At 63.2% G+C, this 26,622-nt stretch carries 23 protein-coding genes; 10 read left to right on the top strand and 13 right to left on the bottom strand.

What is annotated here, in order from left to right; all coding sequences use genetic code 11:
* Window positions 1-15: 15 nt before the first annotated feature.
* The 8 genes from APH42_RS11500 to APH42_RS11465 all read right to left on the bottom strand — a co-directional run bounded on the left by APH42_RS11500 (window position 16) and on the right by APH42_RS11465 (window position 6,684).
* On the bottom strand, window positions 16-1,335 hold the full coding sequence (locus APH42_RS11500; protein ID WP_012271866.1) for a hypothetical protein: 1,320 nt from the start codon (window positions 1,333-1,335) through the stop codon (window positions 16-18).
* Between the two features lie 178 nt (window positions 1,336-1,513).
* Window positions 1,514-1,912, bottom strand: a complete 399-nt coding sequence (locus tag APH42_RS11495) for a c-type cytochrome (RefSeq protein ID WP_012271867.1) — start codon at window positions 1,910-1,912, stop codon at window positions 1,514-1,516.
* Window positions 1,913-2,036: 124 nt separating this feature from the next.
* Window positions 2,037-2,951, bottom strand: a complete 915-nt coding sequence (feaR, locus tag APH42_RS11490; RefSeq protein ID WP_060493319.1) for a transcriptional regulator FeaR — start codon at window positions 2,949-2,951, stop codon at window positions 2,037-2,039.
* A gap of 324 nt (window positions 2,952-3,275) precedes the next feature.
* Window positions 3,276-3,794 (bottom strand): hypothetical protein, encoded by a 519-nt coding sequence (locus APH42_RS11485; RefSeq protein ID WP_060493318.1) that lies wholly within the window; start codon window positions 3,792-3,794, stop codon window positions 3,276-3,278.
* A gap of 4 nt (window positions 3,795-3,798) precedes the next feature.
* On the bottom strand, window positions 3,799-4,320 hold the full coding sequence (locus APH42_RS11480) for a methylamine dehydrogenase light chain (protein WP_012271870.1): 522 nt from the start codon (window positions 4,318-4,320) through the stop codon (window positions 3,799-3,801).
* Between the two features lie 14 nt (window positions 4,321-4,334).
* Window positions 4,335-4,976, bottom strand: coding sequence for a methylamine dehydrogenase accessory protein MauD (mauD, locus tag APH42_RS11475; RefSeq protein WP_060493317.1), 642 nt, complete (start codon window positions 4,974-4,976; stop codon window positions 4,335-4,337).
* Window positions 4,977-4,980: 4 nt separating this feature from the next.
* The gene (locus tag APH42_RS11470) at window positions 4,981-5,517 is read right to left on the bottom strand and encodes a MauE/DoxX family redox-associated membrane protein (RefSeq protein WP_012271872.1); all 537 of its coding nucleotides are present in this window, start codon (window positions 5,515-5,517) and stop codon (window positions 4,981-4,983) included.
* Window positions 5,518-5,532: 15 nt separating this feature from the next.
* On the bottom strand, window positions 5,533-6,684 hold the full coding sequence (locus tag APH42_RS11465; RefSeq protein ID WP_060493316.1) for an amine dehydrogenase large subunit: 1,152 nt from the start codon (window positions 6,682-6,684) through the stop codon (window positions 5,533-5,535).
* 202 nt (window positions 6,685-6,886) lie between these two features.
* Here APH42_RS11465 and APH42_RS11460 point away from each other — a divergent pair, with 202 nt between their 5' ends.
* From APH42_RS11460 to APH42_RS11450, 3 genes are all read left to right on the top strand, one after another.
* The gene (locus APH42_RS11460; RefSeq protein WP_012271874.1) at window positions 6,887-8,374 is read left to right on the top strand and encodes an aldehyde dehydrogenase family protein; all 1,488 of its coding nucleotides are present in this window, start codon (window positions 6,887-6,889) and stop codon (window positions 8,372-8,374) included.
* A gap of 103 nt (window positions 8,375-8,477) precedes the next feature.
* The gene (locus APH42_RS11455) at window positions 8,478-8,972 is read left to right on the top strand and encodes a GNAT family N-acetyltransferase (RefSeq protein WP_060493315.1); all 495 of its coding nucleotides are present in this window, start codon (window positions 8,478-8,480) and stop codon (window positions 8,970-8,972) included.
* A gap of 136 nt (window positions 8,973-9,108) precedes the next feature.
* Window positions 9,109-11,205, top strand: a complete 2,097-nt coding sequence (locus APH42_RS11450) for a bifunctional diguanylate cyclase/phosphodiesterase (protein WP_012271876.1) — start codon at window positions 9,109-9,111, stop codon at window positions 11,203-11,205.
* A 42-nt stretch (window positions 11,206-11,247) separates the two neighbouring features.
* Here the strand turns inward: APH42_RS11450 and APH42_RS11445 are convergent, their stop codons facing one another.
* The gene (locus APH42_RS11445) at window positions 11,248-12,072 is read right to left on the bottom strand and encodes an aldo/keto reductase (protein WP_012271877.1); all 825 of its coding nucleotides are present in this window, start codon (window positions 12,070-12,072) and stop codon (window positions 11,248-11,250) included.
* Window positions 12,073-12,318: 246 nt separating this feature from the next.
* Here APH42_RS11445 and APH42_RS11440 point away from each other — a divergent pair, with 246 nt between their 5' ends.
* Window positions 12,319-13,197 (top strand): DMT family transporter, encoded by an 879-nt coding sequence (locus APH42_RS11440; protein WP_012271878.1) that lies wholly within the window; start codon window positions 12,319-12,321, stop codon window positions 13,195-13,197.
* 11 nt (window positions 13,198-13,208) lie between these two features.
* Here APH42_RS11440 and APH42_RS11435 read toward each other — a convergent pair whose 3' ends face one another.
* Window positions 13,209-14,111: a LysR family transcriptional regulator gene (locus APH42_RS11435; protein ID WP_012271879.1), complete on the bottom strand. Its 903-nt coding sequence runs from the start codon at window positions 14,109-14,111 to the stop codon at window positions 13,209-13,211.
* 379 nt (window positions 14,112-14,490) lie between these two features.
* Here APH42_RS11435 and katG point away from each other — a divergent pair, with 379 nt between their 5' ends.
* The 3 genes from katG to APH42_RS11420 all read left to right on the top strand — a co-directional run bounded on the left by katG (window position 14,491) and on the right by APH42_RS11420 (window position 19,673).
* Complete coding sequence (gene katG / locus APH42_RS11430) at window positions 14,491-16,746, top strand: catalase/peroxidase HPI (RefSeq protein ID WP_060493314.1); 2,256 nt, start codon at window positions 14,491-14,493, stop codon at window positions 16,744-16,746.
* 261 nt (window positions 16,747-17,007) lie between these two features.
* Window positions 17,008-18,219: a M24 family metallopeptidase gene (locus APH42_RS11425; protein WP_012271881.1), complete on the top strand. Its 1,212-nt coding sequence runs from the start codon at window positions 17,008-17,010 to the stop codon at window positions 18,217-18,219.
* Between the two features lie 119 nt (window positions 18,220-18,338).
* Window positions 18,339-19,673: an MFS transporter gene (locus APH42_RS11420; RefSeq protein ID WP_012271882.1), complete on the top strand. Its 1,335-nt coding sequence runs from the start codon at window positions 18,339-18,341 to the stop codon at window positions 19,671-19,673.
* A gap of 68 nt (window positions 19,674-19,741) precedes the next feature.
* Here the strand turns inward: APH42_RS11420 and APH42_RS11415 are convergent, their stop codons facing one another.
* Window positions 19,742-20,749 (bottom strand): GlxA family transcriptional regulator, encoded by a 1,008-nt coding sequence (locus APH42_RS11415; protein ID WP_060493313.1) that lies wholly within the window; start codon window positions 20,747-20,749, stop codon window positions 19,742-19,744.
* 180 nt (window positions 20,750-20,929) lie between these two features.
* On the opposite strand from APH42_RS11415, the gene pssA reads away from it, so the two are divergent.
* Entirely contained in the window at window positions 20,930-22,258 is a 1,329-nt protein-coding gene (gene pssA / locus APH42_RS11410) for a CDP-diacylglycerol--serine O-phosphatidyltransferase (protein WP_082421390.1), read from the top strand.
* A gap of 9 nt (window positions 22,259-22,267) precedes the next feature.
* Here pssA and APH42_RS11405 read toward each other — a convergent pair whose 3' ends face one another.
* A complete protein-coding gene (locus APH42_RS11405; protein ID WP_060493312.1) occupies window positions 22,268-23,227 on the bottom strand; it encodes a DMT family transporter in 960 nt (319 codons plus the stop codon).
* A gap of 101 nt (window positions 23,228-23,328) precedes the next feature.
* Here APH42_RS11405 and APH42_RS11400 point away from each other — a divergent pair, with 101 nt between their 5' ends.
* A complete protein-coding gene (locus APH42_RS11400; protein WP_012271886.1) occupies window positions 23,329-24,270 on the top strand; it encodes a LysR substrate-binding domain-containing protein in 942 nt (313 codons plus the stop codon).
* Here the strand turns inward: APH42_RS11400 and APH42_RS11395 are convergent.
* Window positions 24,215-24,562 carry a hypothetical protein gene (locus APH42_RS11395; RefSeq protein WP_012271887.1) on the bottom strand — a complete coding sequence of 116 codons (348 nt, stop codon included), beginning with the start codon at window positions 24,560-24,562 and terminating at the stop codon, window positions 24,215-24,217. The two genes, APH42_RS11400 and APH42_RS11395, sit on opposite strands and share 56 nt — an antisense overlap.
* A gap of 305 nt (window positions 24,563-24,867) precedes the next feature.
* Between APH42_RS11395 and APH42_RS11390 the strand changes: the two genes are divergently transcribed.
* Window positions 24,868-26,013: a GGDEF domain-containing protein gene (locus tag APH42_RS11390; protein WP_041166473.1), complete on the top strand. Its 1,146-nt coding sequence runs from the start codon at window positions 24,868-24,870 to the stop codon at window positions 26,011-26,013.
* Window positions 26,014-26,622 lie beyond the last annotated feature (609 nt).

Here is a 26,622-nt window from a genome sequence, read left to right as displayed (position 1 = left end):
AGCGGTGCAAGTGCTTTAGAAGGTACTGACGAACACAACCTGGCTGTACAGGTTGTTGTTGTCATTGCCCAACTGTGTACCGCCTTGCTCGGCACTGCGCTCAGGCGTGTACAGCCCCACCAGTGGCACTATCATCAGGTGCTCGTTGAGGGTCCACTCCGCATACAGGTCCACCTCGTGGCCATCTACATTGCCCAGGCTGCGGTCGATCGTGTCGAACTTGAAGCCCATCAGCCCCACGTTCAGTGACGAAGCCGGGCTTACCGTCAACCCCACCTTCTGGATCCGCGCATTACTGTTGAACGGCCCGGCATAGTTGCCCGCCACCTCGCCTTGAAACCAGGTGCCCAACCCACGGCCCAGGCCATAGAACAGCGTGTCGTATTGCTCCGAGAACCGGCTGTAGCGGTAGCTGACGTTCGGTGCCCAGGGCAGGTCGGCAAAGGTCCAGCCAGCTTCCAGATACCAGGCGTCTTCAGTCGCGGCGTGCGGTTTGTCCTGCTTGGCATATTCGCCAGACAGGAACAGGTTCTCCACCCCGGCATTGCCCTGGCCACGAATGCTGTAGGTCTTCATGCCGTCGCGTTCCTGCTGCATCGGCGAGGCGTATTGCTTGTCGATATGGGTGGTGTCGATGTAGGTCAGCCCGACCGTACCCGCGTCTGCCACATGCTCCAGGGTGGCCACATGCATTTCGGTGTTGGCCTGGGCGCGGTTGTCCGACTGCAGCCACATCAGGTCGCCGCGCCAGCCTTTGCTGCCGCCAAGGCGCAACACGGCGGTTTTGTCGAAGCTCTTGCGCGCAGCCAGGTAGTACGCGCCGCCACGGTTGAACTCGCCATTGGCCAGGCCGTGGCCAACATTCAAGGAATCGCCCTGGATCAGGAAACCATCGCCTACCGCGACCATCTGCTTACCAAACGACAGGTCGATGCCGTCTTCGCCAAGCAGTGGCACCAGGTTGCCGGACTTCCAGCCCAGGTAGGCGTCCTCGATCTTGGTGGTGCGTTCGCTGCCATCGCTGAAGCCGGCGGCGTCGCCGTCGCCCCAGGTGCCAGAGCTGAGCAAGGCGAAAGCGCCGTACAGCGAACCGGCACTGCCCAGGCGTTGGTCACCGCTCAGGCCGTATTTTACATAGCCCTCGCGCCATGATGTGGAGCCGGGCTGGTCGCGCGCGACGGCGTAGCTTTCCTCGCTGTGGAATACACCGAACACGGCTTCGACATTGGCGTTCAGGTGGCGCTCGGCATCGCTGTAAAGCTCCTGCGCGCAGGTGCCCAGCGAAGCCCCGGCCAACAGTGCGGCCAAGGTGAGGCGGAATGGGCGGTGGTGCATGGTCTGGCTTCCTTTGTTATGGGTTTGGCAGAAGTCCTGAAGACATGCCAGTGATCATGCAGGAAGCCTCGGCGCGGGCTTTTGCCCTGGCTGCCAGTTGCCTTTGGCGTTGTGCCAGGCCGATAAAAACACAAGGCCCCGTGAAGGGGCCTTGGTGGGAATGCCTTGAAGGAATGCGTTATTTGAGCCCGGCGAGGAAGCAGGTCACCGCCTGGCGTTCGCCAGCATCCGGCAGCCCGGCGTAGGGCATGTAGGTGCCGGGGACTGCGGCCTGTGGTTGCTCGATGAAGGCGCCGATGGCTTGCGCCGTCCAGCTGGCCTGGCGGCTCTTCATGGCCTGCGAGTAGTTGGCGCCTGGCACGCTGCCAGGTGTACGGCCTACCACGTCGTGCAGGTTGGGGCCCATCATTGCCGGGCCGCCCTTTTGTGCCGAATGGCAGGCTGCGCAGTCACGGGCAAACACCTGTTCGCCTTGCTGGCGTTGTGGCGCGGCGCAGTCTTCGGCCAGGGCAAGGGGGCTGACCAGAGTGGCGAGCAGGAACGGGATTGCGAACTTGTGGGGGGCGAGGGTGGGCATCACGCACGGGTCCTGGGTGGGTTCTTGTCGGTATTCGGTTTGATTGTGCGCCAGCGTCGGTCGCTGGGTTTTGTTGTGCCTGCCAAGGTGTTTTCTGGTATTGCCACAGCGTTGTCGGTACCGCTCAATTGGCATGCTGACGCCGATACTCCCCAGGCGTTACCCCAAATCGCGCCTTGAATGCAGTGCTGAAATAGCTCGAATCCGAGAACCCCCAGGCATACCCCAGCGACGACACCTTCTGGTCCATCGCCGGGTTGCGCAGGTGCTCGGCGCAGAAGTCGAGGCGGCGGTTGCGGATGTACTGGGCAATCACCAAGCCATGCTTGGCAAAGATGCGGTACAGGCTACGCATCGAGATCCCCACTTCGCGGGCAATGAACTCGGGGGTGAGCTGTTCGCAGGTAATACGCTGGTCGATCAGCGCCAGGGCCTTGCGCAACATGCGCTCGTGGCTGCCGGGCACCGTGTCGTGGCTGATGGCTGGGCGCAGCAGGGCGATCAGTGCGTCGAGCACGGCCTGGCTCTCATGGTCGCTCATGTGCCGGGTACGCCCCGTTTCCAGCATCATCAGCCGGGCCATGTTGGCCAGCGGCGTTTGCGCCTCGATACGCTTGGCGCAGGCGACACCGGTGCCACGGGTGCCGCTTTCCACCCGCGCGCGCGGCAAGATCAGCGACAACTGCCGCGAGCGCTGGTGGAAGTGCATGTCCAATGGCGCGCTGGCGTCGATCAACGTGAGGTCGCCAGCTTGCAATTCGATGCGTGCACCCTGGTGTTCGATGTGCGACGTGCCGGCCATCTGCAGCACCGCATAGTAGTTGTCGGCACCGCTGGCGCGGATTTCCCGCGGGCCGCGGAACAGGTTCACCTGGGTCATGTCGACGATGCTCATGGAGATCTGGCCTGCCTGGCACTTTTCCAGCTGGCCGACGAACCCTGGGTCGAGCTTGCGGCCGTTGAAGTGGCCACAGGCTTCATTGACTTGGCTGAGCCAAGCCTGGAAACGGTCGTCGGTAATGCGGGTTGCAGGGATCATAGGGGCCTCGCACGGGGTAGCGTTGTAACGGGTCGCTTGGGCGACTCTTGGGAGATAAAGTTTAAAATTCACTTGAATATTCAAGCAAAAAGCGAGCCCTATTGCCGATACGAAACATGTGGATACACCCCAAGTCGTTGATATGAATAGCTATTAAATTTATGTGCTGGGTCTTGTTTGCTCCTTGGCGGGATGTTTATGAGGGCTATTGGTGCAGCACTGTGCAGATACTTCCCACCCGATGTTTCGTCACCGCGGCTATCTGACAGGCATAAAAAAGCCCGCTGAGCGGGCGGGCTGAAGGTACAACGCTTGCGCGATGCTTCAATGGCCAAGGCCGTCGCCGATGGCGATGCCCCTGGCCCGCATGTCTTCGATCAAGCCGGCGCGCACATGAGGCAGGTTCAGCATACTTTGCTGGCGCACACGGTGTACTTCCGTGCCGGTATAGGCCGCCCACTGTTCAGGCGAACTGTTACCGGCCATGCCATCGCGCATCAGCAACCAGTTGAGCAGGTCGGCGATCTGCTGGTCGTTCAGCGCCGACTGGGATATGCCCGGCACCCGCACCAGAAACTCGCGGCCACCGGGCACCCGCAGGAAGTTGCCGACAAAGCCCTGCATGCGCGGTGTGTCGTTGGCCGCCGAGCCTTCGCCATGGTCACGGTGGCAGCCGGCGCACTGCAATTGGTAGTTCACCGGCACCGAGTAGCCGGCCTGGGCGATCGGTACCGGTGGTACTTCGTTGCCGGGGGCAGGCCGCTGGTTGGGGTTGGGCAGGGTCCTGGCCTGGGCCACGGGGGCCAGCAGGCACAGGAGCAGCAACAGCGTCACACCGCGCATGGCGCTACACCGCCACGCCACGGATGATGGTGACGGTGCAGTTGTAGATCTTCGAGGCTGCACCCAGGCACCAGTTGATGTCGTTGTTGTTGAATGGCCGGTACAGCGGCTGTTCATCGTCGTTGCGCGAGCAGGCGCACTGGCCGCAAGCGTGCTTACCGCAGCAGTCGTTGTACGAGATGATGTAGTTCTTGCCGTCGGCCGGGTTGCGGCAGGTGCCGATCCAGGTCACCAGCGAGGCTTCGGTGCCAGGCGGGCAGGAGGTGATCGAGCCGCCGCAGCACGAACACAGGAAACCGTCGATCGAACAGTTGCGCCAGTAGTCGCAGCTGGTCGGGTCACCTGGGTCGCCCATCTTCGGCTGCTCGGCGGCCAATGCCTTGGCGGTGCGGTCGATGGGCAGCAGTACCGGCAGGGCGGCGCCGGCGACGATCAGCGAGCCCAGCCGCGCCAACACTTTGCGCCGCGAAGTGGTATCGGCGACATGGCGGCTGGAGCGTTCAAACAGTTTGTCGAGAAAACTCATGGTCGGCTCCGCGGTCAGTGCTGCGCGCTGTGCTGGTGGGTGTGGGCGTGTTCGTGGTCATGGCTGTGCGACGGGTCGCCGTGCAAGTAGTGCTGCAGGCTGGCGCTGTCCAGGTGCAGGGTTTCGAACAGGCTGTCCAGGTGTTCGCGCGAGTTGACCAGGCCTTTGGCGCGCAGGGTGCCGGCTGCGTCGATCAGTACGGCGTAGGGCAGTTTGCCGATCTGGTAGGTCATGCCCACCTCCGGGCCGACTACGTAGCTGGCTTGCTGCAGGCCGTTGGCTTCGATCAGTGCCTGTTGCTCGGCGAAATCACCGTCGCTGACATAGATCACGTCCAGCGAACCGCTGTTGTCCCTGGCAATCGATTTCACCGCCGGCAGCAGCGATTTGCACACTGGGCAGCCGGGGGCGAGGAAGAACAGCAACTGCGAGCGTTCGCCGCGGTAGCCGATGTTCACCGGGCGGCCGTGGCGGTCGGCGGCAGTCACTTGTGGCGCGGGGTCGTTCACGGTGACGCCTTTGTCCACCATCAGCGCGCCGGCCGGGGCGATGCGCCCGTGCAGCACGCCAATCTGGCGCACGAGGGCCATGACGGTGAAGGCGACTGCGATCAGCAGCAGCCAGAGCAGGATGTTCGATGCGATAAGCAGTTGCATGGGGTTATCTCCCGTTCAATTTGGCAAGACGCGGTTGGTTGGCCAGCAGGCCATCCACCGCGACATGAAGCAGCAGCGCCACGGCTGCCGCCGCGCTCACCACGAAAATATCCAGCACGCCCAAGGCGCGTTCGGCCACGGGCCATGCGGCAAGGCCGGCAAGCAGGGCGATCACCAGGTTGCGCAGCAGCAACACCGGGCGCAGTGGCTGCGCGGCGCCGGGGCCAGAGCAACCGCAGTCGATGTCACGCCGGCCACGCCAAAGGTTCAGGCCGATGGCGCTGGCGTACAGCGCCATCAACAGCGCCACCCCCAGTGCTGCATCGGTGCGCCAGGCGGGCAGCAGCAGGGCCAGGGCCAAGGCCAGCTCGATCAGCGCCAGGCTGGCGGTGGCGCCTGGCGCCAGCGGAGCCGGCAGCAACTGATAGGCACGCACAATGGCGTTGAACGCGCGCCGGTCACGCAGCTTGTGGCTGGCAGCGCTGGCCAGCAGTGCGGCGAGTGCGGTGCTGCTGGCAATTACGAGGACAGGGTCGAGCATGGTCCGATCTCCTGCTTACCAAGGGGCCAGGGTGAGCACAGGCGTGTCGGCGATCTGGTCCATCGCGCCGCTGTGCTTGTTGCTGGTGAGGTCGAAGAACTGCACGCCGCCTTCCAGGTCGGTGGCCACCAGGATCGGTGCCTTGTCGTGGCTGGCTTGCAGGCTCCATACGGGTTTGGGCGAGTCCAGAGTGCCGAGCTTCTTGCCGGTCTTGAGGTCGAACGCCCAGATGGTGGTGCTCGGGTCTTCCCATTTGCCGTCGGTGTGCTGGTCGTGCATCAGTGCATACAAGCGGTTCAGGCCTGGTGCCACGGCCAGGGCCTGCCAGCCGCCCGGTGCCCAGCCTTGCTTGCGCTCTTCGTCGCTGACCAGCGACCAGGTGGGCAGCGGCTTGGCCTTGCCGCCCTCGAACGCCACCGGGTACACCTCACCCTGAGTGGTGGTGAAGTAGTAGGTGTCGCCGTTGGCAATGGCGCGTTCGTTGAGGCGCACCTTGTTCGGGTCGAAGAATGGCGTTTGCGTGCGTGATACTTCCTTGCCTGCGTCATCCAGGGTTACTACCAGCAGTTGGCCGTCACCGCACAGGGACGCAAAGCTGCGCTTGCCTACCGGGTAATTGAGCACGCAGCCGCTGATGGGCACTTCACTGGCGACCTTGCGCGCCTGGGTGTCTACCACGGTGACCGAAGTCGACGGCGTCAGGTTGAAGACGTAGGCCAGCTTGTTGTCGGCGCTGACACCCATGGCGTACTTCTCGGTCAGGGTCGAGGCGCGCTTGGCAGGCAGCACCACCTCCCAGGTCGGCTGCAGGGTCTGGGTGTCCCAAGCCACCAGCACATCCGTGCGTTCGCCGTAGGTGCCGCGCGAGTAGAACAGGTTGGCCGAATACAGCGTGCGGTTGTCCGGGCTCAGCGCGGTGGGGGCGACGAAGGCGTTGGTGGTCATGCCGAGCATGCGCTTGGCCTTGGGGTCCACCACCACCACCTTGCCGGCGATGGGGTTCTTGAAGTCCACATCCAGGATGTAGACCCGGTGAGGGTCTGGCGGGAACGGCAAGGTGTTGTGGCCGATCTCTTCGGCGGGCAGGTCGGCCCGCACCGCACTGCTGCCTGCCGCCAAGGCCAAGGCCAGGGCTGCCGAGATGCTGAGCCTGTCGACGCGACGCATTGGCTATCTCCGATGTTGTTATGGTTTGTGCAGAAATCGCAGTCATCGCAGTGTGCCGCCTGGCCAGCAGGGGGGATTTGGCCTGCGTGACATTCTCTTGAGGCTGCCTGACAAAACGCTGCAGAGGGCTGGCAGGCGGGCGGGCAGGCGCTTGAAGATCGGCCCGGCGCCACGTTGGCGCCGCCATCCAGGAGTGCATGTCATGAGCGATATCCCGCTGTTACCCGCCGTGGTCGAGTTCCTCGCCAGGCCCCATGGCCATTTCATCGAGGGCCGCTACCAGGCGGGCGAGGCCGGGCCTTCGGTGGACATTCACGACCCGTCCAGCGGCGCGGTCATCAGCCGTGTGGCCGAGGCAAGCGCTGCCGAGGTGGCACGTGCCGTGCGCAGCGCCCGGCAAGCCTTCAAGGGCAGCTGGGCCGAAGTCTCGCCATACCAGAAAGGCGTGGTGCTGAACCGCCTGGCCGACCTGATAGAGGCCAATGCCGAAGAGCTGGCGCAGTTGGAAACCCTGTGCTCGGGCAAGTCGATCAACCTGTCGCGCGGGCTGGAAATTGCCCAGAGCGTGGTGTTTTTGCGCTACTTCGCCGGTTGGGCGAGCAAGATCACCGGGCAGACCATGACCCCCTCGCTGCCTTCGTTTGGTGGTGAACGTTATACCGCCTTTACCCTGCGTGAGCCGGTGGGTGTGGTGGCCGGGATCGTGCCGTGGAATTTCTCGGTGATGATTGGCATCTGGAAGATCGCGTCGGCGCTGGTCACCGGCTGCACCATCGTGGTCAAGCCCAGCGAGTTCACCCCGCTGACCTTGCTGCGCATCGCCGAGCTGGCGGTCGAAGCCGGGGTACCGGCCGGCGCGTTCAACGTGGTCAACGGGCGCGGCCAAGCGGGCCAGATGCTGATCGAGCACCCCGAGGTGGCCAAGGTAGCGTTCACCGGCTCGGTGCCGACCGGCATCGCCGTGGGCAAGGCGGCCATGGCGGCCAACCTGACCCGCGCCACGCTGGAGCTGGGTGGCAAAAACGCGGCGGCGCTGTTGGCCGACGTGGATGTCGACGGCGCGGTAGCCGGCATCGTGCAAACGGCCTATGTGCACCAGGGGCAGGTGTGCGCCTCGCCGGAGCGCCTGTATGTGCACCGCAGCCGTGTGGACGAATTCACGGGCAAGCTGGCTGCAGCGCTGGGGCAATTGAAGATTGGTTCGGCACTGGACCCGGATGCCCAGTTCGGCCCTTTGGCCAATGCCACGCATCTGCAGAAGATTCTTGGCTTCTTCGAGCGGGCCCATGCTTCTAACACCGTGGTGTGCGGGGCCAAGGCCGTCGAGCGACCAGGTTACTTCGTCGAGCCCACGGTGGTGCTGGCCAACGACGCCCGCGACCCGTTGCTGCACGAAGAAACCTTTGGCCCGATCGTGTGCATATTGCCGTTCGATGACGAAGCGCAGTTGCTGGAAATGATGAATGACAGCCCTTACGGGCTGACCGCCAGCCTGTGGACCAACGACCTGTCCAAGGCTCTGCGCCTGATCCCGCAGATCGAGGCGGGTACGGTGTGGGTCAACATGCACACCTTCCTCGACCCGGCGGTACCGTTTGGCGGGACCAAGGCATCGGGGGTAGGGCGTGAGTTCGGCAGTGCGTTCATCGAGGATTACACCGAACTGAAGTCGGTGATGATCAGGTACTGACCTGCCTACTGGCGCGCGCCTGTAAAGTGGGGCGCGCCCGGTTCCATGCAGTGGCGGTGAGTCATGGCGTAGAATTCAGGTTTTACCCGAGCCTTGCCCCATCATGCTGCCCATCGCGCTGCTGCCAACCACCGCCGACCAGGCCCCGCTGATCCGCAACCTCTACCAGTACTATTCCTATGAGTCGTCCGACTGGGAGCAGGAAGATGTCGAGGTGGATGGCCGCTTCTACATCCACGACGAGCACCTGCAACGCTACTGGCAGGACGACGGCTGGGCCGCGTACCTGGTGCTGGCGGACGGTTTCATCGCCGGCTTCGTGCTGGTGGAGCGCAGCGAACTGCGAGGTATCGATGCACGGGAGCTGGCCGATCTGTTCATCCTGAAAAAGTACCGCCGTCAGGGCATTGGCCAAGCGGTGGCGTTGCAGTTGCTGGGCGGCGAGGGTGACTGGCTGCTGCGCTGCTACGCCCAGGACCCGCCCGCCGTGGCGTTCTGCAAGGCCGTGCTGGCGAACCTGTCGCGTCCGGCACAGGCAATCGCCTTGTACGATGAACCGGACTTGCTCAATTTCCTGGTGAGCGGTGCCCGCCACTGAAGGGTGAGAAAGCGACATTTTTGTGAGCCACTTCACAAAATCGTCATGAGCGGCATAATGCCATCAACGCTTTCCAAAACCCGGCCGCCGCAAGCCGGGGTCCCTTTCATGCGCTTCGAAGGTTCAGGTAAAGTTCATGTCGCTAGCTGCAAACCCCGACATCATGTACCGGCTGTTGATCCAGAGCGTGGTGGATTACGCCATCTACCTGCTCACCCCCGAGGGTATCGTCGCCAACTGGAACCCCGGTGCCCAGCGCGCCAAGGGCTACCATGCCGATGAAATCGTCGGCCAGCATTACTCGCTGTTCTACACCGATGCCGAGCGCGCAGCCGGGTTGCCAGCGCTTAACCTGGAGCAGGCGCGCAGCACGGGGCGTTTTGAAGAAATGGGTTCGCGCCTGCGTAAAGATGGCTCGGCCTTTCTTGCCCATGTGGTGATTGAAGCGGTGTACGACGATGCCGGGCAACTGGTGGGTTTCGCCAAGGTCACCCGCGATGTTTCCGAGCGTCATCGCCAGGAACAGGAGTTGTTGCAGGCCAAGGAGCTGGCCGAGCAATACAGCCAGGAAATGGCCAAGCTCTCGCAGTTTCTTGATTCGGTGATCGCCAACATCCCCGCCAGCGTCATTGTCCAGGACCTGGAAAGCCAGCGCATCCTGCTGGCCAACCAGCAGGCCGAGCGCCTGTTTGGCGGGCCAGGGCGCAGCATGATTGGCCAGTTGCCCGGCGAATGCTTGGCACCGGCCGCTGCAGATTATCTGGAACAGCAGCTGGCGCGCGGTGCCCGCAGCCCCAAGGGGCATGCCGCTGAAACGCGTGTCGATACCGCCCGTGGCCCACGCACCTTGCGCAGCCGCACCTTGCTCAGCCAGAACCGCGAGGGCCAGGCCGACTACGTGTTGTTCGTAGCCGAAGATGCCACCGAAGAGCTGGCCGCCCATGCGCAGATCCACCACATGGCGCACCACGACGCGCTCACCGGGTTACCCAATCGCACGCTGTTCAATGAGCGCCTTCGCCAGGCGCTGGTGCGTGGTAGCGAAAACGCCAAGCTGACCGCCGCACTGTGCCTGGACTTGGACAACTTCAAGAACATCAACGACTCCCTCGGCCATGCCTTTGGCGACAAACTGCTGCGCGAGTTGGGCAAGCGCCTGCGCCGCGAGTTGCGTGAACACGACACCTTGGCCCGCTTGGGCGGTGACGAGTTTGCCGTGGTGCTGACGGGCCTGGAGGGGCGGGATGCCGCGTGCAACACCGCGCATCGCCTGATCAACGCCATCAGCCCGCCGTTCCAGATCGAAGGCCACCAGTTCAGCGTGGGGGTGAGCATCGGCATTGCCATCGCCCCGGATGACAACGACCAGGCCGAGCAGTTGCTGGGCTACGCCGACATGGCGTTGTACGAAGCCAAGCGCAATGGGCGAAACCGCTACGAGTGCTTCGACGTCGAATTGGACGTTGCCGCCCGCCAGCGCCGCCTGGTGGAAACCGACTTGCGCACCGCGTTGCACCTGGGCCAGTTGCAGTTGCATTACCAGCCGGTGGTCGACCAGCAGACCAGCAGCGTTACCGGTTATGAGGCGCTGCTGCGTTGGGAGCACCCGACTCGCGGCATGGTCATGCCCATGGACTTCATCCCCATTGCCGAAGAAACCGGACTGATCCATGAACTGGGCAACCGCGCACTCAACCTGGCCTGCCAGGAGGCCGCCAGTTGGGACAGTGAGCAGACGGTGTCGGTCAACCTGTCGGCGGTGCAGTTCAAGAACGCCAACCTGGTGCACACCGTGGCCTTGGCGCTGGCCGACTCGGGCCTGCCGGCGCAGCGACTGGAGCTGGAAATTACCGAGTCGGTATTGCTGGGCAACAGCGAGGAAAACGTGCGTACCCTGCGTGCGTTGAAAGACCTGGGTGTGTCCATTTCGCTGGACGACTTTGGCACCGGTTACTCATCGTTGGGTTACCTGCGTTCGTTCCCGTTCGACCGGATCAAGATCGACAAGTCGTTCGTGCATGACATGTGCGACAGCCGCGAAGCGATGTCGATCATCCGCGCCATTACCGACCTGTCCAACAGTTTGATGATCAAGACCACGGCCGAAGGTGTGGAGTCGGAGGAACAGATGCGCCGACTGGCGGCGGAGGGCTGCTCGCACTTTCAGGGCTACCTGTACGGGCGGCCAGCGCCGGCGAGCGAGCGGTTGAAGCAGGTGGTAACCCTGAGCTAACCCGATGCGCGGTCGTGCAAGGGACCGCGCCAGCTTTCAAGGTTAACTGTTCCAGTCCGGCGCAAACGCCGGGCTCACCACGCGCTGATCTTTCGGCAGCCCGGCAATCGCCGCGCGGTCGTCTTCATCCAGCTGCACATTCAACGCTGCCAGGTTGGCCAGCTGGTTTTCCCGGCTGCTAGCCTTGGGGATCGCCGCCACGCCGTCCTGGTCCAGCAGCCATTTCAGCGCCACCTGGCTGGGCAGCACGCCATGCTTGCGGGCAATCGCCTGGATCACCGGCTGCGCGGCTGCCTGGCCACGTGCCAGCGGCGTATAGGCAGTGAGCAACAGGTCATGGCTGCGGGCGTAGTCGAGCAGCGGTTGCTGGCCGAGCAGCACGTGGTACTCCACCTGAATGGCCGACAATGGCGCACCCAGCGTTTCCACCACCTGGCGCAGCAGCCCCAGCGGGAAGTTGGCCACACCGATGTGGCGCGTCTTGCCCTCGTCACGCAGGGCTACCAGGGTGTCGATGCTGCGGGCCAGGTCCCAGTCCTTGCCGGGCCAGTGGATGTGAAACAGGTCAACCTGTTCGGTACCCAGCGCGCGCAGGCTGTCTTCCAGCGACTGGCGCATGGCTTTGGGCTCCAGGCGGTCCCACCAAACCTTGGTGGTCAGATGGATTTGCTCGCGTGGCACATCGCTGTCGCGCAGCGCCTGGCCAACGGCCGCTTCGTTTTCGTAGGCAGTGGCGGTGTCGATGTGCCGGTAACCCACGTCCAGTGCCTGGTGCACGGCCTGGGTGCATTCACTGCCGGTCATCGGCCAGGTGCCCAGGCCGATTGCAGGCAGGTCCAGGCCGTTACGGGTGGTGAGCCTTTGCATGTAAATTCCTTGTAGAGGGTGCAGGAGGTGGGTCGATGGTCGGTGATCAACAGCACACGGGCCATGCGTGCAAGGTGGAAAGTGGTCGATCAGCGAACAGAAATCGCACTCAGCCTGGACAAGCGGTAAATCAACTTCCTTATGCTGCGGCATCTCTTCTAGAATTCGAGCTGTTGCATCCGCCAGGCCAGGCCTGCGCGGCCTTCCCTGGGCGTGGCATGGCGCCGCGCCGTCATCGAGAGAGCCATGAGTTCCAGCACACCGCTGTCCGGCGTCAACCAACCCCTGCGCGGCATAGCCTTGGTGGTGGTGGCGACGTTCCTGTTCGCCAGCCACGATGCCTTGTCCAAATTCCTCGGCGGCCTGTACCCGATCGTCATGGTGGTGTGGGCGCGTTATGTGGTGCATACGCTGCTGATGGCCGGCATCTTCCTGCCCAAGTCTGGCCTGAACGTATTGCGCACCCGTCGGCCGCTACTGCAAACCTTGCGGGCCCTGAGCCTGTTGAGTACCAGCCTGCTGTTTACCACCGGCCTTCAGTATTTGCCGCTGGCCGAGGCGACGGCGGTCAACTTCCTTGCCCCGGTGCTGGTCACCGCGCTGTCGGCGCCGCTGCTCAAAGAGCGGGTGACGGTGGGGCAGTGGGTGGCGGTGGTACTGGGTTTCATTGGCGTACTGGTGGTGGTGCACCCGGGTGGGGCGATGTTTACCCCGGCCATTCTGTACCCGTTCGGTTCGGCGTTGGGTTTTTGCTTCTACCAATTGCTGACGCGCATCCTTGCCGCGCATGACAGCCCGACCACCAGCAACTTCTATGCAGGGCTGTGCAACACCTTGGCTATGAGTGCACTGGTGCCGTTCTTCTGGGAGGTGCCGCGTTGGGACCATGCCCTGCTGATGCTGGCACTGGGCGGCTTCGGCATGACCGCGCACCTGCTGCTGACCCAAGCCTTCCGCCATGCGGCGCCGGCGTTGCTGGCGCCGTTCAGCTATTGCCAGATCGTGTTTGCCGGGTTGCTTGGGTTTGTCGTCTATAGCCAGGTGCCGGATACCTTGAGCCTGGTGGGTATTTCGGTGATCTGCCTCAGTGGGTTGGGCGCGGCGTGGATGCAGCGGGGCAAGTAAGGCTGCTTCAGCTACCGGGCCATGAACTGCAGAATGCGCTCGCGTAGCCAGCGCTCGGCTGGGTCGTTGTCCTGGGCGCCGCTCCAGACCATCGACAGCTCGGCTTCGGTGATATCGAACGGCGCCGGGTCGGCGCGCAGGCTGCCGTCGTCGGCCAAGGCGCAGGCGGCATAGTCCGGGACCGTGGCGATCATCTCGGTGTTGCGCAGCAAGGCGCGCAGGCTACCGAATTGCGGTACCGCCAGCACCACCTTGCGGCAACGGCCAATGCGCGCAAGGTCCAGGTCTATGTTGCCGCTCATGTCGCCGGAAAACGACACCATCACATGCGGGCGGGCGCAGTACTCGTCGAGGGTCAACGGGCCGGGGCGGTCATCGGCGCGCAGCACCCGCACGCCGATGTCGCGCAGCTTGCGGCGCTTGGCCGTGGCCGGCAGGTCGGTGGTGTAGCTTACGCCTACCGAGATTTCGCCACTGGCCAGCAGGCCAGGCATCAGCAGGAAGTTGGCTCGCCGTACCACGACGCTGATGTCTGGGGCCTCTTCGCGCAGGGCTTGCAGCAGGGCCGGAAACAGGCCGAACTCGGCATCGTCCGACAGGCCCAGGCGGAACACGTTGCTGCTGTTGGTGGGGTCGAACTCACGGGCGCGGCTGATGGCGGCGGATATCACGTCCATGGCCGGGCCCAGCTCGGCGAAAATCTGCATGGCCCGTGGTGTGGGTTCCATGGCGCGGCCACTACGGATCAGCAACGGGTCGTCGAACAGTTCGCGCAGACGGGCGAGGGCGGCGCTGACAGTGGATTGAGTGATGAACAGCTTTTCGCCGACGCGGGTCAGGTTGCGCTCGATCATCAGGGCTTCGAACAGCACCAGCAGGTTCATGTCGACGCGGCGGAGGTCGTTGCGGTTCATTGGCTTCAGGTTCCGGGAGTAGAGGGCTGGCGGTGAATTGAAGCATGCGGGAGGCCGGCTTGCATCGTACGAATGTGCCGGCCTCTTGGTGGGCTGGTCGCGCCGCTGTTCAGGCTCACCTGACAGAGCCAGCCTATCAAGCTCCAACAGCCACTCTATTAGAACTCTGCCCAAGCTCGGCTAGTCTTTCCCGTGGCCCCGCGACTTCCGCGACCGGGCGGCGTGACAGCACCTGTGTGCAACGCCGCGCCAACCCGTCGTGACAGCTTCGCAAGCCCCGTGTAGACCTGATGAGGGGTGGCACGAGCCCACATGCTCGGCTGAAAGAACACCTGGCATAGACCGGAAATCTGGATAACCGACCCAAAGGTACCCGCAGATGTCGAACGAATCGAAATGCCCGTTCCATCAAACCGCAGGTGGCGGCACCACCAACCGTGACTGGTGGCCTGACCAGCTCAACCTGAGAATTCTTCACCAGCATTCCTCGAAGTCCAGCCCCGACCCGGACTTCGACTATGCCAAGGCATTCAAGAGCCTCGACTTCCAGGCCCTGAAAAAAGACCTCACCGCCTTGATGACCAACTCGCAAGACTGGTGGCCCGCTGACTTCGGCCACTACGGCCCGCTGTTCATTCGCATGGCCTGGCACAGCGCCGGCACCTACCGCATTGGCGATGGCCGCGGTGGCGCGGGCTCTGGCCAGCAACGTTTCGCCCCGCTCAACAGCTGGCCCGACAACGTCAGCCTGGACAAGGCGCGGCGCTTGCTGTGGCCGATCAAGCAGAAGTACGGCAACAAGATTTCCTGGGCCGACTTGATCGTGCTCACCGGCAACGTTGCCCTGGAGTCCATGGGCTTCAAGACGTTTGGCTTCTCTGGCGGGCGCGCCGATGTGTGGGAGCCGGACGAAGATGTGTACTGGGGTTCGGAAAAGGTTTGGCTAGGCGGCGACACCCGCTACGGCAAGGATCAGCTCAAGGCGCAGGCGCCAGGCCAGGGTGACCTGGTGGCCGAGCCTGCCAAGCATGGCGAGGAACAGAACCGCGACCTGTCGGCCGAGCGGAACCTGGAGAACCCGCTGGCCGCCGTGCAGATGGGCCTGATCTACGTGAACCCGGAAGGCCCGGAAGGTAACCCCGACCCGGTAGCCTCGGGCAGGGACATCCGTGAAACCTTTGGCCGCATGGCCATGAACGATGAAGAAACCGTGGCGCTGATCGCCGGCGGCCACGCCTTCGGCAAAACCCATGGTGCCGGCCCCGCCGACAACGTGGGCCCCGAGCCCGAAGCGGCAGGCCTTGAGCTGCAAGGGCTGGGTTGGGCCAACAAGTTTGGCACTGGCAAGGGCGGCGATGCCATCACCAGTGGCTTGGAAGTGATCTGGACCTCCACCCCGACGAAGTGGAGCAACGAATACCTGAATAACCTGTTCAACTTTGAGTGGGAACTGACCAAGAGCCCGGCGGGCGCACACCAGTGGCGGCCGAAAGAGGGCAAAGGGGCGGGAACGGTGCCCGACGCGCACGATCCGGGCAAAAAGCATGCACCGTCGATGCTGACCTCCGACCTGGCGCTGCGCTTCGACCCGATCTACGAACCGATCGCCCGCCGCTTCAAGGACAACCCTGACCAGTTGGCGGACGCCTTTGCCCGTGCCTGGTACAAGCTGATTCACCGCGACATGGGGCCGCTGGCACGCTACCTGGGCCCAGAAATGCCCAATGAAGAGTTGCTGTGGCAAGACCCGCTGCCCAAAGCCGACCCATCCACGATCGGCGAGCAAGACATCGCGGCCCTCAAAGCCAAGGTGCTGGCCTCGGGCTTGAGTGTGGGTGAGCTGGTCTCCACCGCCTGGGCCTCCGCGTCAACCTTCCGTGGCTCCGACAAACGTGGTGGTGCCAATGGCGCCCGCTTGCGCCTGGCGCCGCAGAAGGGCTGGGCTGCAAACCAGGGTGTGGACAAGGTGCTGGCGGCACTGGAAAAAATCCAAGGCGAGTTCAACAACGGCGGCAAGAAAATCTCCCTGGCCGACCTGATTGTACTGGCGGGTACCGCAGCGGTTGAAAAGGCCGCCAAGGATGCCGGTTACAGTGGCAGCGTGGGCTTCCGCCCAGGCCGGGTCGATGCGTCTGAGGCGCAGACCGACGTCGAGTCGTTCGCCGTGCTGGAACCGCTGGCCGATGGGTTCCGTAACTTCAGCAAGGCCCGCTACAGCGTCAAGGCCGAGAAGCTGCTGCTGGACAAGGCCCAGTTGCTGACCCTGACCGCGCCGGAACTCACCGTGCTGGTGGGTGGCCTGCGTGTGCTCGGCGCCAACCATGGCGGCAGCAAGCTCGGTGTGTTCACCGACAAGCCGGGCACCCTGAGCAACGACTTCTTCCGCAACCTGCTGGACATGAGCGTGGAGTGGAAGCCTACCTCGGCGGACAATGAAACCTTTGAAGGCCGTGACCGCAAGACAGGGCAGGTGAAGTGGAGCGGTAGCCGGGTCGATCTGGTGTTTGGTTCGCATGCCCAGTTGCGGGCGTTGAGCGAGGTGTATGGCAGTAGTGATGGTGCTGACAAGTTTGTGCGGGACTTTGTCGCGGCTTGGCAGAAGGTCATGGAGCTGGATCGTTTTGACCTGAAATAGTGTTATTTGAAGCGGGGGCGCTTTGCGCCCCTTTCGCGGCGCAAGGCCGCTCCTGCAGGTACTGCGCAATCCAGAAGGTTGTGCGGTACCCGTGGGAGCGGCCTTGTGCCGTGAAGGGGCTGCAAAGCAGCCCCCAGGGCCAGTGGCGATCCCGCCAATTCCAGGTCGGATAGATACAAAAACGTCCTCGTCGGTTCTGTTGCAATGCTTCTCAGGCGGCCGGCCTGAACAGCGTGCTCACAACGACAAGGAACCCCGACCATGCAAATGCCCAAGACCCTGAAAATCCGTAATGGCGACAAGGTGCAGCCAACCTTCTCCGCCCAGGAATATGCGGCCCGCCACGCCCGGCTGCGGGCCTACATGGCCGAGCAGGACATCGAGGCGGCAATTTTCACCTCGTACCACAACGTCAACTACTACAGCGATTTTCTCTACTGCTCGTTCGGTCGCCCCTATGCGCTGGTGATCACCCAGCACAAGGTGGTTTCGATCAGCGCCAACATCGATGGCGGGCAGCCCTGGCGGCGTACGGTCGGCACCGACAACATCGTCTACACCGACTGGCAGCGCGACAACTACTTCGTCGCCATCCAGCAAGCACTGCCGCTGGCCTCGCGTATCGGCGTGGAGCATGATCACCTCAACCTGCAGAACCACGGCAAACTCGCCGCCTGCTACCCCAAAGCCGAGCTGGTGGACATCGGTGCGCCGTGCATGCGCATGCGCATGATCAAGTCGGCCGAGGAGCAGGCGCTTATCCGCCACGGTGCACAGGTGGCCGATATCGGTGGGGCGGCGGTGGTCGAGGCCCTGCGTGAGCACGTGCCCGAGTACGAGGTGGCGCTGCATGCCACCCAGGCGATGGTGCGGGAAATTGCGAAACGCTTCCCGGAGGCCGAGCTGATGGACACCTGGACCTGGTTCCAGTCCGGGCTCAACACCGATGGCGCGCATAACCCGGTGACCAGCCGCCGGGTGGGCAAGGGCGAGATCCTCAGCCTCAATTGCTTCCCGATGATCGCCGGCTATTACACCGCGCTGGAGCGCACGCTGTTCCTCGACCACTGCCCGGACGAGTACCTACGCCTGTGGCAGGCCAACGTCGAAGTGCACGAAGCCGGGCTGAAACTGGTGCGCCCCGGCATGCGCTGCAGCGATATCGCTCGGGAACTGAACGAGATCTTCCTGCGCCACGACCTGCTGCAGTACCGCACCTTCGGCTACGGCCACTCGTTCGGCACCTTGAGCCACTACTATGGCCGCGAAGCGGGGCTGGAGCTGCGCGAGGACATCGACACGGTGCTGGAACCGGGCATGGTGGTGTCGATCGAGCCGATGATCATGCTGCCCGAAGGGCGGCCGGGGGCGGGGGGCTATCGCGAGCATGACATCCTGATCGTCAACGACAATGGCGCCGAGAACATCACCAAGTTCCCATATGGGCCGGAGCACAACATCATTCGCAAATAACGAAAGGTGGCGCCTTCTTCGCGGGCCTGCCCGTGAAGAAGGCCAGCCCCAGACAACAAAAAACACTGTATGACCACAAGACCCTGCCTCCAATTAAAAGAACCAGAGGGTACCCCGTCATGTCCAGCACCACCCTGAATCCCTCCACCTTCGAAGGCCCTGCGCACAACACCGAACGCCAGGCCTTGCGCAAGGCCGCCCGGGCCAGCTTCATGGGCAATTTCGTCGAGTGGTTCGACTACGCTGCCTACGGCTATCTGGCCACCATCATCGCCGCCACGTTCTTCCCGCAGACCGACAAGACCACCGGCCTGCTGGCGACCTTTGCGGTATTTGCCCTGTCGTTCCTGGTACGCCCGCTGGGCGGCATTGTCTGGGGGCATTTCGGTGACCGCCATGGCCGGCGCAATGCGTTGTCGTGGTCGATCCTGATCATGTCGGTGTCCACCTTCTGCATCGGCCTGTTGCCCGGTTATGCGCAAATCGGCCTGTGGGCGCCGGGCTTGTTGCTGTTGATACGCCTGGTGCAGGGCTTTTCCGCCTCGGGCGAGTACGCCGGTGCTGCGGCGTTCCTGGCGGAATACGCGCCACCTGGCCGGCGGGGTTTGTACACCAGCATCGTGCCGGCCAGCACGGCGGCGGGGCTGCTGTTCGGGGCGGCGTTCGTCGCGGTGCTGCACGAGCTGCTCAGCAATGAGGCTCTGCACGAGTGGGGCTGGCGCTTGCCGTTTCTGTTGGCCGCGCCGTTCGGCCTGGTGGGGCGCTACATCCGCATGAGCCTGCAAGACACGCCCAAGTTCCTGGAGATGGAGCAGCGCCTGGAGCACAAGGCCGGCATGGCCCCGACACCGCTGCGCGAACTGCTGGGCCAGCACCGGCGCAGCCTGGCCATCGGTATTGGTGTCACCTGCCTGAACGCGGTGGCGTTCTACCTGCTGCTCAGCTACATGCCGACCTACCTGTCCAGTGAAATGGGCATGAGCGAGCGGGATTCGTTCATCGCTTCGACGGTGTCGCTGGCCACGTACATCGGCTTGATTTTCCTGATGGGGCGGCTGTCCGACCAGTTTGGTCGCAAGACCATGCTGGTGGTGGCTTCGCTGTTGTTCCTGGGGTTGACCGTGCCGTTGTTCCGCCTGCTCGACGGGCAGCCGTTGCTGGTGATTCTGACGATCCAGATTGTTTTCGGGGCGATGTTGGCAATGAATGACGGGACCTTGCCGTGCCTGCTGGCGGAAATCTTCCCCACCCGTGTGCGTTTCAGTGGCTTTGCCCTGAGTTTCAATGTGGCCAATGCGCTGTTTGGCGGGACAGCGCCGTTCATTGCCACCTGGTTGATACAGGTGACCGGCAGCAAGCTGGCACCGGCGGGGTATTTGCTGGCGGCAGCGTTGGTTGCTCTGGTGGCCATGCTGATGTGCCGGGAGACGGCCCACACGGCCCTGGAGGATTGACCAACCTGCACCGGCCTCTTCGCGGGCACGCCTGCGAAGAGGCCGGTAAAGCCATTGCAAATGCTGAATCAATGCAACGAAGCTTGCCGCCGCTCCCCCAACGGCGACAAACCAAAGAACCGGCTGTAACTCTTGGAAAAATGCGCCGGCGAGCTGAACCCGCAGGCCAGCGCCACCTCGCGCACCTGCACGTCACTGCGCAGCAGCAACTCCCGTGCCCGAGACAGCCGCAGCTCCAGGTAATACTGGCTGGGCGTGCGTTGCAGGTACTTGTGGAACAGCCGCTCCAGCTGACGCACGGTTACCTCGTTGAGGCTGGCCAACTCCTCCAGCCCCAACGGTTCCTCCAGGTTGGCCTCCATGATCGCCACCACCTGGCTCAGCTTGGGCTGAGCGCTACCCAGCAGGGTGCGCAGCGGTACCCGCTGGCGCTCACGCTCCCCGCGCACGCGGTCGCACAGCAACAGCTCAGCGGCCTTGGCCGCGATGTCCTGGCCACCGGGTTCGCGGGCAACCAGTTGCAGCATCATGTCCATGGCCGCCACGCCGCCCGAGCAGGTATAACGGTCGCGGTCCAATTCGAACAGCTGGCTGGAGATCACGATACCGGGGAAGTGGGCCTGCAACGTCGGCAGGTCTTCCCAGTGGATAGTGCAGCGGTAACCCTTGAGCAATTCGGCCTTGGCCAACAGGTAGCTGCCGGTGCAGATGCCGCCCAGTGGCAAGCGTTGGCGGGCCAGTTGGCGCAACCAGTCGATCAGCGGGCGGTTGCCACGGCTGCGGTCGATCGGGTTGGCGCCGACCACCAGCAGGGCATCCAGTGCGGGGGCATTGGCGATGCTGTAGTCGGGCAATACGCGCATGCCGTTACTGGCCACTACCGGCATATCGTCTGCCGCGATCAGCACGCTGCGAAACAGCGGCTTGCGCGCGGCCAAGTTGGCCATGCGCAAGGTTTCTACCGCCGACGCCAGGCCGATGGTGGTGAAATTGGGCAAAATCAGAAAGCCGAAGGTCTTTACGGAACAACTCTTTACAATAGACGGCGGGAGGTTTGCAGAAGCGGGGTGGACCATTGCGCTGTTCCTGTGCAAGCTGAGGCATTGTTCGTCAGGGGCAGTGAGAAATACAGCCTCGCGTGGTTCTTGTTGTTATGGGTCGTTGCCGGGTTGATCTTACACCCCGTGCGCAGCGGCCAGGAATGGCTCCGCCAACTCGCAGGGCCGACAGTGATTGCACACAGAAGGTGATCGTTCGTGAACCCCGAATCCATGCTGGCGGCGTTGCCAGGCTACGCCCTGGCGCCCGAGTCGATCCAGGTGCTGCCTGATGCCAAGGCCTATCGCACCTGCCTGTTCGACCGCATCCGCACGGCAACCCGGCGCATCGTCATCGTCGCGCTGTACCTGCAGGAAGACGAGGCCGGCCAGGAAGTGCTGGATGCCTTGTACCAGGCCAAGGCCGCGCGCCCTAACCTGGAAATCACCATTGTGGTCGACTGGTTCCGCGCCCGTCGCGGGTTGCTTGGTGGCGGGCGTCAACCGGGCAACGCTGCCTGGTACCAGGCTCAGCGCCAGCTGCGCGGGCTGGATATCGCCATTCATGGTGTGCCCGTGCAGACTCGCGAGCTGTTCGGGGTGTTGCACCTGAAGGGCAGCATCATCGACGATTGCGTGATCTACACCGGCGCCAGCCTGAACAACGTCTACCTGCACCGCTTCGACCGTTATCGCCTGGACCGCTATCACCTGTTCCAGTCACCTGAGCTGGCCGATGCCATGGTCGGCCTGGTGCAGCGTCTGCTGCACCCCACCGCCACACCGCGTCTCGACCTGCCGGCGCCGCCCTCTACCCGCAACTTGCGCGGCGACATTCGGCGTTTGCGCGCGCGGCTGCGGCGCATGGCCTACGAGGCGCCGGCCAGCGCTGCGGGGCAGGGGCTACGGGTGATCCCGCTGCTGGGTGTGGGCCGTGGCAACCCGCTGAACCGGGCGCTGTGCGCGTTGCTGGCTGCGGCGCGCACGCAGATCATCATCAGCACGCCGTATTTCAACCCGCCACGGGTGGTGATGCGCGAGCTTGACCATGCGCTTGAGCGGGGCGTGCAAGTTGAGCTGATGGTCGGTGACCGCACGGCCAATGACTTCTACATCGCCCCCGGTGAGCCGTTCAGTGCCAGTGGCGCCTTGCCTTATCTGTACGAAGACAACCTGCGTGCCTTCGCCAGGCGCCGCCATGCCGCGATTGCCAGCGGCCAGTTGCAAGTGCGGATCTGGAACGATCCGGGGCATACCTTTCATGCCAAGGGCGTGTGGGTCGACCAGCGCTATTCGCTGCTGACCGGTAACAACCTGAACCCGCGCGGGTTCAACCTGGACCTGGAAAACGGCCTGCTGATCGATGACCCGCAAGGGCAGTGGCTGGTACCACGGGAAGCGGAGCTGAACGCACTGCGCCGGCATGCGCCGAAGATTGGCTCGGCAGAGGCGCTGGGGGTGAAGGCCGAACACCCCAAGGAAGTACGCAAACTTCTGCGGCGGTTGCGTTTTAGCCGGTTGGAACCGTTGATCAAGCGAGTGCTCTGAGGCCTTGCGTCAGGCAGTGGCACCTTTGCCTGGCGCGGCCCCGATGTCCTTCTTGGCTCGGGGCTTGAGCCGCGATACGGCAAACAGCACCACCGCCAGCCCCACTACCTGGTACAGCGAAATCTCTTCATTCAAGATCGCCCATGAGGCCAATACCGTCAGTACCGGCCCCAGGTTACCCACCGCCGCTGTATGGGTCGGCCCCAGGCGCTGGATCGCCAACGCTACCCAGTAGATCGGCAGCACCGTGGAAAACACGGCCATCAGCCCGGCATTCACCCACACTGCGCTCGGTAACTGCCACAACTGCCCGACCGGCGCCACCATCAGGTAATGCGCCAGCACCATCAGCGAGGAGGCAGTACCGCACAACCCGGCCAGGCGCATCGAGCCCATGCGTTTGAGCATCATGCCGGTGCCGGCGTAATACAGCGCGTAGGTCACCGCGCTGGCGAACACCCACAGCGAGCCCAGCACCACCTGCTGGCCAACCCCGGCGACACTGATGTCGTGGACAAAGGCAATGCCCAGCCCCAGATAGCACAGGCCCATGGCCGACAAAGTGCGCAGGCTCGGCCGTTCACGCAGGGCAATGGCCTGGAACACCAGCACCAGCGTCGGGTAGGTGAACAGGATCAGCCGCTCCAGCCCAGCACTGATGTACTGCAGGCCATAGAAGTCGAACAGGCTGGCCAGGTAGTAGCCAAACAGGCCAAGCAGGGCGACGCGCAACCCGTCACCCAGGTTGAGCGGGGCACTGCCCTGACCACGGCTGGCCCATACCAGCCAGGCGAACAGCGGCAGCGACAGGCCCATGCGCATGGCCAGCAGGCTGATGGCATCCACCGGCCCGGCGGCGTAAGCCAGCTTGACGAAAATGGCCTTGAAGCTGAAGCCCAGGGCCGCCAGTACGGCGTACAGGGCGCCGCTTTGCAGTTGGCGCTGTATCAAGCTGCGGTATGCGTTCATGCGTTACCTACGTGGAAGAAAGGCGAGGCTTATTCTGAACAGAAGGCTGTCGCGCTAGAATCGCTTTTTATAGAACAGGGCATTCGTATTTGGAGAATGGCATGCAATTCGACCTGACTGACCTGCGCCTGCTGCTGGCCATTGCCGCCACGGGCAGCCTGAGCAAGGCGGCTGCGACCTTTCCGGTGGCGGTGTCGGCGGCAAGCAATCGCCTGCGCTTGCTGGAAGAACGTTGTGGCTTGGTGCTGTTCACCCGCAAGGCAGATGGCATGCAGTTGACGCCTTCCGGGCGCCTGGTGCTGGAGGGCGCACGCAGCGTGCTGGGTGAGGCGCAAAAACTGCAGGAGACCTTGCAGCAACTGTCTGGCGAGCACCGCACCACCTTGCGCCTGGCGGCCTCTACGGTGTCCAACAGCACATTGCTGCCGGCAGTGTTGGGGCCGTTTCTGGCGGACTACCCGGAGGTCGACCTGCAACTGATGGAGCACAAGAGTGTGGACGTGCTGCGGGTGGTGGTGGCCAACGAGTGCGAGATCGGTGTGTACGATGGCATTTTGCCCAGCGAGGGGGTGGTATCGCTGCCGTTTCGCACCGAGCGCTTGGTCATGCTGGTGCCCGCCGACCATCCCCTGGCTGGGCGCGAACAGCTGCGCCTGGTCGATGCCCTGGGCTACGCGTTCATTTGCCTGCCGGGTGGGCGGCCGATGCAGCGCTTTGTCGAAGAGCTGGCGATGAACTTGGCCATGCCGCTGAAGGTGCGCGTGCGAGCGCCTAGCTTTGAGGCAATCGCACAGTTGGTGGCACAGCGCGCAGGCGTGGCCATGCTGCCTGAAACCGCCGCTGTGCGTGCGGAGCAGGAGCTGCCGGTACGCCGGGTGGCCCTGGCGGAAAGCTGGGCCACCCTGGAGCTACGCCTGTGTTTCCGTGACTGGGAGCGCCTGAGTTCGCACGGGCGGCAACTGGTGAGTTACTTGTCCGGGCAGCGGCTTACTGCGCCGGGGCCAGGCGAATACCGCTCACCTGCACCTGATCACCGGGCTTGAAGTGGGCATTCGGCGAACGGTAGCGCTGGGTGCTGCCGTCGTCGTGGCGCACCACATAGGCCGCGTCGCTGTGCCCGCTGCCTTGTTGCACGGCGGCACCACCAAAGGCGCCCAGGGCGGCACCTGCGATGGCGCCGAACGGGCCGCCAAGCGCGGCGCCGATCATCAGGCCGCTGACGCCACCAGCGCCATAGCCGACGGTATTGTCGGCGCTTTCCGAGAGCACCTGGTCGGCGCAGGCGGGCAGGGCGATGGTCAGGGTCATCGCCAGAGGGAGCAGAGGATTTTTCATGGTTTTTGGTCCGCAAGGCAGTGTTTGGCGAAAGGTCACGCTTCAGCTTTCGTGCCAGTTGGCCAGCCCTTCCGGTACGGCACTATCCGACCAAGTGTGGTCATTACGACCGCGGTTCTTGTGGTGCGAATGACACGATGATGTCAATATGACATGTCGCTCGCACGGGTATCTGCAAGGGCTGGGCTATCATTTGCAGGCAACCGTGCAAGGCCCCTCTGAAAAGTCATCACGAGCGCATACAATCGGGCCTTTCTTCGTTAACCAGATAGGCCAATGCGTATATGGCGCTAGATCCACCCACGATGTTGACCATTTCGGTTGCCTTGGCTGCTGCCGCTGCCTTGTACCTGGCAATTGAATGGCGCAGTGTCCGCGAAACCTCTCTGCTGTTCTGGAGCGCCGGTTTCGCCACCATTACTGTCGGTTGCATCCTGGCTTTGCTGCGCGGGATCGGTTTGTTGTTCATCGGCATCTGGTTCGCCAATGGCTTGCTGGTGGTCGCGCACGGTTTTTTTCTGATGGGCGTGCTGCGATTTACCCAGGAGCGCTTGTCGCGTGCCTGGCTGATGATCGTGGTGGTCTGGTTCGCCTTGCTGCTGTTGCCTGTGGGGCCGCAGTGGTCGAAGGTGATGCTGATGGTCAACTCGTTGCTGGTGGCGGCGTTGACGCTCAAGGCCAGTTTCCTGTTGCGGCCGCATGGCAGATCGCTGAGTGTTGGCGCGGTGCAGTTGCGCTATGTGCTGCTGATTCATGGGGCATTCTATGTAGCCAAGGCGATCATTGCGATTACGCCGGGTACGTTGATTGACCTGGCCACCTTTGGCGGGCTGATCATTCAGGTTTCCCTGGTCGAGGGGGCGATGGCGATCATGCTGATTGCCTTGTCGATGACGGGAACCGTGCGTTACCGGCGTGAGGAACGGATTGCCCGGCTGGCGGCCCGTGATCCGCTGACCGCGCTGTACAACCGGCGAGCGCTGGAGGTGCGGGCTGGGCATTTCTTCAAGGACGTGAGCCCTGCGCAACCTGGGGCGTTACTGCTGATCGACATCGACAATTTCAAGCTGGTCAACGACCTGCACGGGCATATAGCCGGGGACCGCTTGCTGATTGCCTTGAGCGAGATGATTCGCACGGCGCTGCCCGAGCGCTCGCTGGCGGCGCGGTTGGGGGGCGATGAGTTTGTCATCTTGCTGAGTGGGGCGAGTAGCGAACGGGTCATGGAGCTGGGTGGGATGCTGCGTGAGCAGTTCCAGCAGTACGCCTGCAAGACCGTGCCAACGCCGCAGGCGGTTACCTTGAGCATCGGTGCCAACCTGTTCGACCAGCCACCGGCGAGCCTGGCGGCGTTGATCGAGCAGGGGGATGTGGCGCTGTACCAGTCCAAGCGTGGAGGGCGCGACAGCATTCGGTTTGTCGAGCGGCCCATGGCAGACATTAGCCACTAGTCTGTTTTTTGCTTTTGCTTTTGCTTTTGCTTTTGCTTTTGCTTTTGCTTTTGCTTTTGCTTTTGCGTTTAAGCGCGCGGTAGTTCAGGCGACGCAGGTTGCGACTTCAGGAGGCCGAGCGCAGGGCTTGCGGAGGGAGGTGACGGGCATGGATGCCCGTCAAGCGCTGGGCCCCAGGATGGGGCCTGCAGCGCGGTCCTCCCGGGAGCAAGCCCGGAGCGAGGGGACCCCGGAGCGCAGCGCAGGGGCCGGATGATGGGAGCGGACGGTTTTTGGTTCCTTTTTGCCACGACAAAAAGGGACCCGCCGTAAGGGCGGAAAGGTGACTTTGCGCCACCTGCGTGAATGAATGTTTACTTGGTGTGAAGGCCCACATCCAAGAAGCAAGAAGCAAGAAGCAAGAAGCAGAATTTGTCTGTTTTGACTCAGCGAACAGTCCGTTTGCGATGGCGACACTGACTCACCTTTTCGCCCTTACGGCGAGTCACTTTTTGTCAAACGCGACAAAAAGTAACCAAAAAACGCTGCGCTCCCATCATCCGGCCCCTACGCTGCGCTCCGGGGTCCCCTCACTCCGGCCTTGCTCCCGGGAGGACCGCGCTGCAGGCC

The organism is Pseudomonas sp. NBRC 111140 (assembly GCF_001320885.1).
Classification (GTDB): domain Bacteria; phylum Pseudomonadota; class Gammaproteobacteria; order Pseudomonadales; family Pseudomonadaceae; genus Aquipseudomonas; species Aquipseudomonas putida_P.
Note: the sequence above shows the minus strand (reverse complement) of the source record. Positions and strands in the feature narration are given on the sequence as shown.

What these genes read in the sequence shown, in the direction of transcription:
- feaR (WP_060493319.1), bottom strand. Translation starts at nt 2,951, where the DNA reads ATGATCCCTGCAACCCGCATTACCGACGACCGTTTCCAGGCTTGGCTC.
- APH42_RS11415 (WP_060493313.1), bottom strand. Translation starts at nt 20,749, where the DNA reads ATGGTCCACCCCGCTTCTGCAAACCTCCCGCCGTCTATTGTAAAGAGT.
- APH42_RS11455 (WP_060493315.1), top strand. Translation starts at nt 8,478, where the DNA reads ATGCTGCCCATCGCGCTGCTGCCAACCACCGCCGACCAGGCCCCGCTG.
- APH42_RS11445 (WP_012271877.1), bottom strand. Translation starts at nt 12,072, where the DNA reads ATGCAAAGGCTCACCACCCGTAACGGCCTGGACCTGCCTGCAATCGGC.
- APH42_RS11400 (WP_012271886.1), top strand. Translation starts at nt 23,329, where the DNA reads ATGCAATTCGACCTGACTGACCTGCGCCTGCTGCTGGCCATTGCCGCC.
- APH42_RS11500 (WP_012271866.1), bottom strand. Translation starts at nt 1,335, where the DNA reads ATGCACCACCGCCCATTCCGCCTCACCTTGGCCGCACTGTTGGCCGGG.
- katG (WP_060493314.1), top strand. Translation starts at nt 14,491, where the DNA reads ATGTCGAACGAATCGAAATGCCCGTTCCATCAAACCGCAGGTGGCGGC.
- APH42_RS11450 (WP_012271876.1), top strand. Translation starts at nt 9,109, where the DNA reads ATGTCGCTAGCTGCAAACCCCGACATCATGTACCGGCTGTTGATCCAG.
- APH42_RS11460 (WP_012271874.1), top strand. Translation starts at nt 6,887, where the DNA reads ATGAGCGATATCCCGCTGTTACCCGCCGTGGTCGAGTTCCTCGCCAGG.
- APH42_RS11495 (WP_012271867.1), bottom strand. Translation starts at nt 1,912, where the DNA reads ATGCCCACCCTCGCCCCCCACAAGTTCGCAATCCCGTTCCTGCTCGCC.
- APH42_RS11485 (WP_060493318.1), bottom strand. Translation starts at nt 3,794, where the DNA reads ATGCGCGGTGTGACGCTGTTGCTGCTCCTGTGCCTGCTGGCCCCCGTG.
- APH42_RS11420 (WP_012271882.1), top strand. Translation starts at nt 18,339, where the DNA reads ATGTCCAGCACCACCCTGAATCCCTCCACCTTCGAAGGCCCTGCGCAC.
- APH42_RS11435 (WP_012271879.1), bottom strand. Translation starts at nt 14,111, where the DNA reads ATGAACCGCAACGACCTCCGCCGCGTCGACATGAACCTGCTGGTGCTG.
- APH42_RS11425 (WP_012271881.1), top strand. Translation starts at nt 17,008, where the DNA reads ATGCAAATGCCCAAGACCCTGAAAATCCGTAATGGCGACAAGGTGCAG.
- APH42_RS11465 (WP_060493316.1), bottom strand. Translation starts at nt 6,684, where the DNA reads ATGCGTCGCGTCGACAGGCTCAGCATCTCGGCAGCCCTGGCCTTGGCC.
- APH42_RS11470 (WP_012271872.1), bottom strand. Translation starts at nt 5,517, where the DNA reads ATGCTCGACCCTGTCCTCGTAATTGCCAGCAGCACCGCACTCGCCGCA.
- APH42_RS11405 (WP_060493312.1), bottom strand. Translation starts at nt 23,227, where the DNA reads ATGAACGCATACCGCAGCTTGATACAGCGCCAACTGCAAAGCGGCGCC.
- mauD (WP_060493317.1), bottom strand. Translation starts at nt 4,976, where the DNA reads ATGCAACTGCTTATCGCATCGAACATCCTGCTCTGGCTGCTGCTGATC.
- APH42_RS11390 (WP_041166473.1), top strand. Translation starts at nt 24,868, where the DNA reads ATGTTGACCATTTCGGTTGCCTTGGCTGCTGCCGCTGCCTTGTACCTG.
- APH42_RS11395 (WP_012271887.1), bottom strand. Translation starts at nt 24,562, where the DNA reads ATGAAAAATCCTCTGCTCCCTCTGGCGATGACCCTGACCATCGCCCTG.
- APH42_RS11480 (WP_012271870.1), bottom strand. Translation starts at nt 4,320, where the DNA reads ATGAGTTTTCTCGACAAACTGTTTGAACGCTCCAGCCGCCATGTCGCC.
- APH42_RS11440 (WP_012271878.1), top strand. Translation starts at nt 12,319, where the DNA reads ATGAGTTCCAGCACACCGCTGTCCGGCGTCAACCAACCCCTGCGCGGC.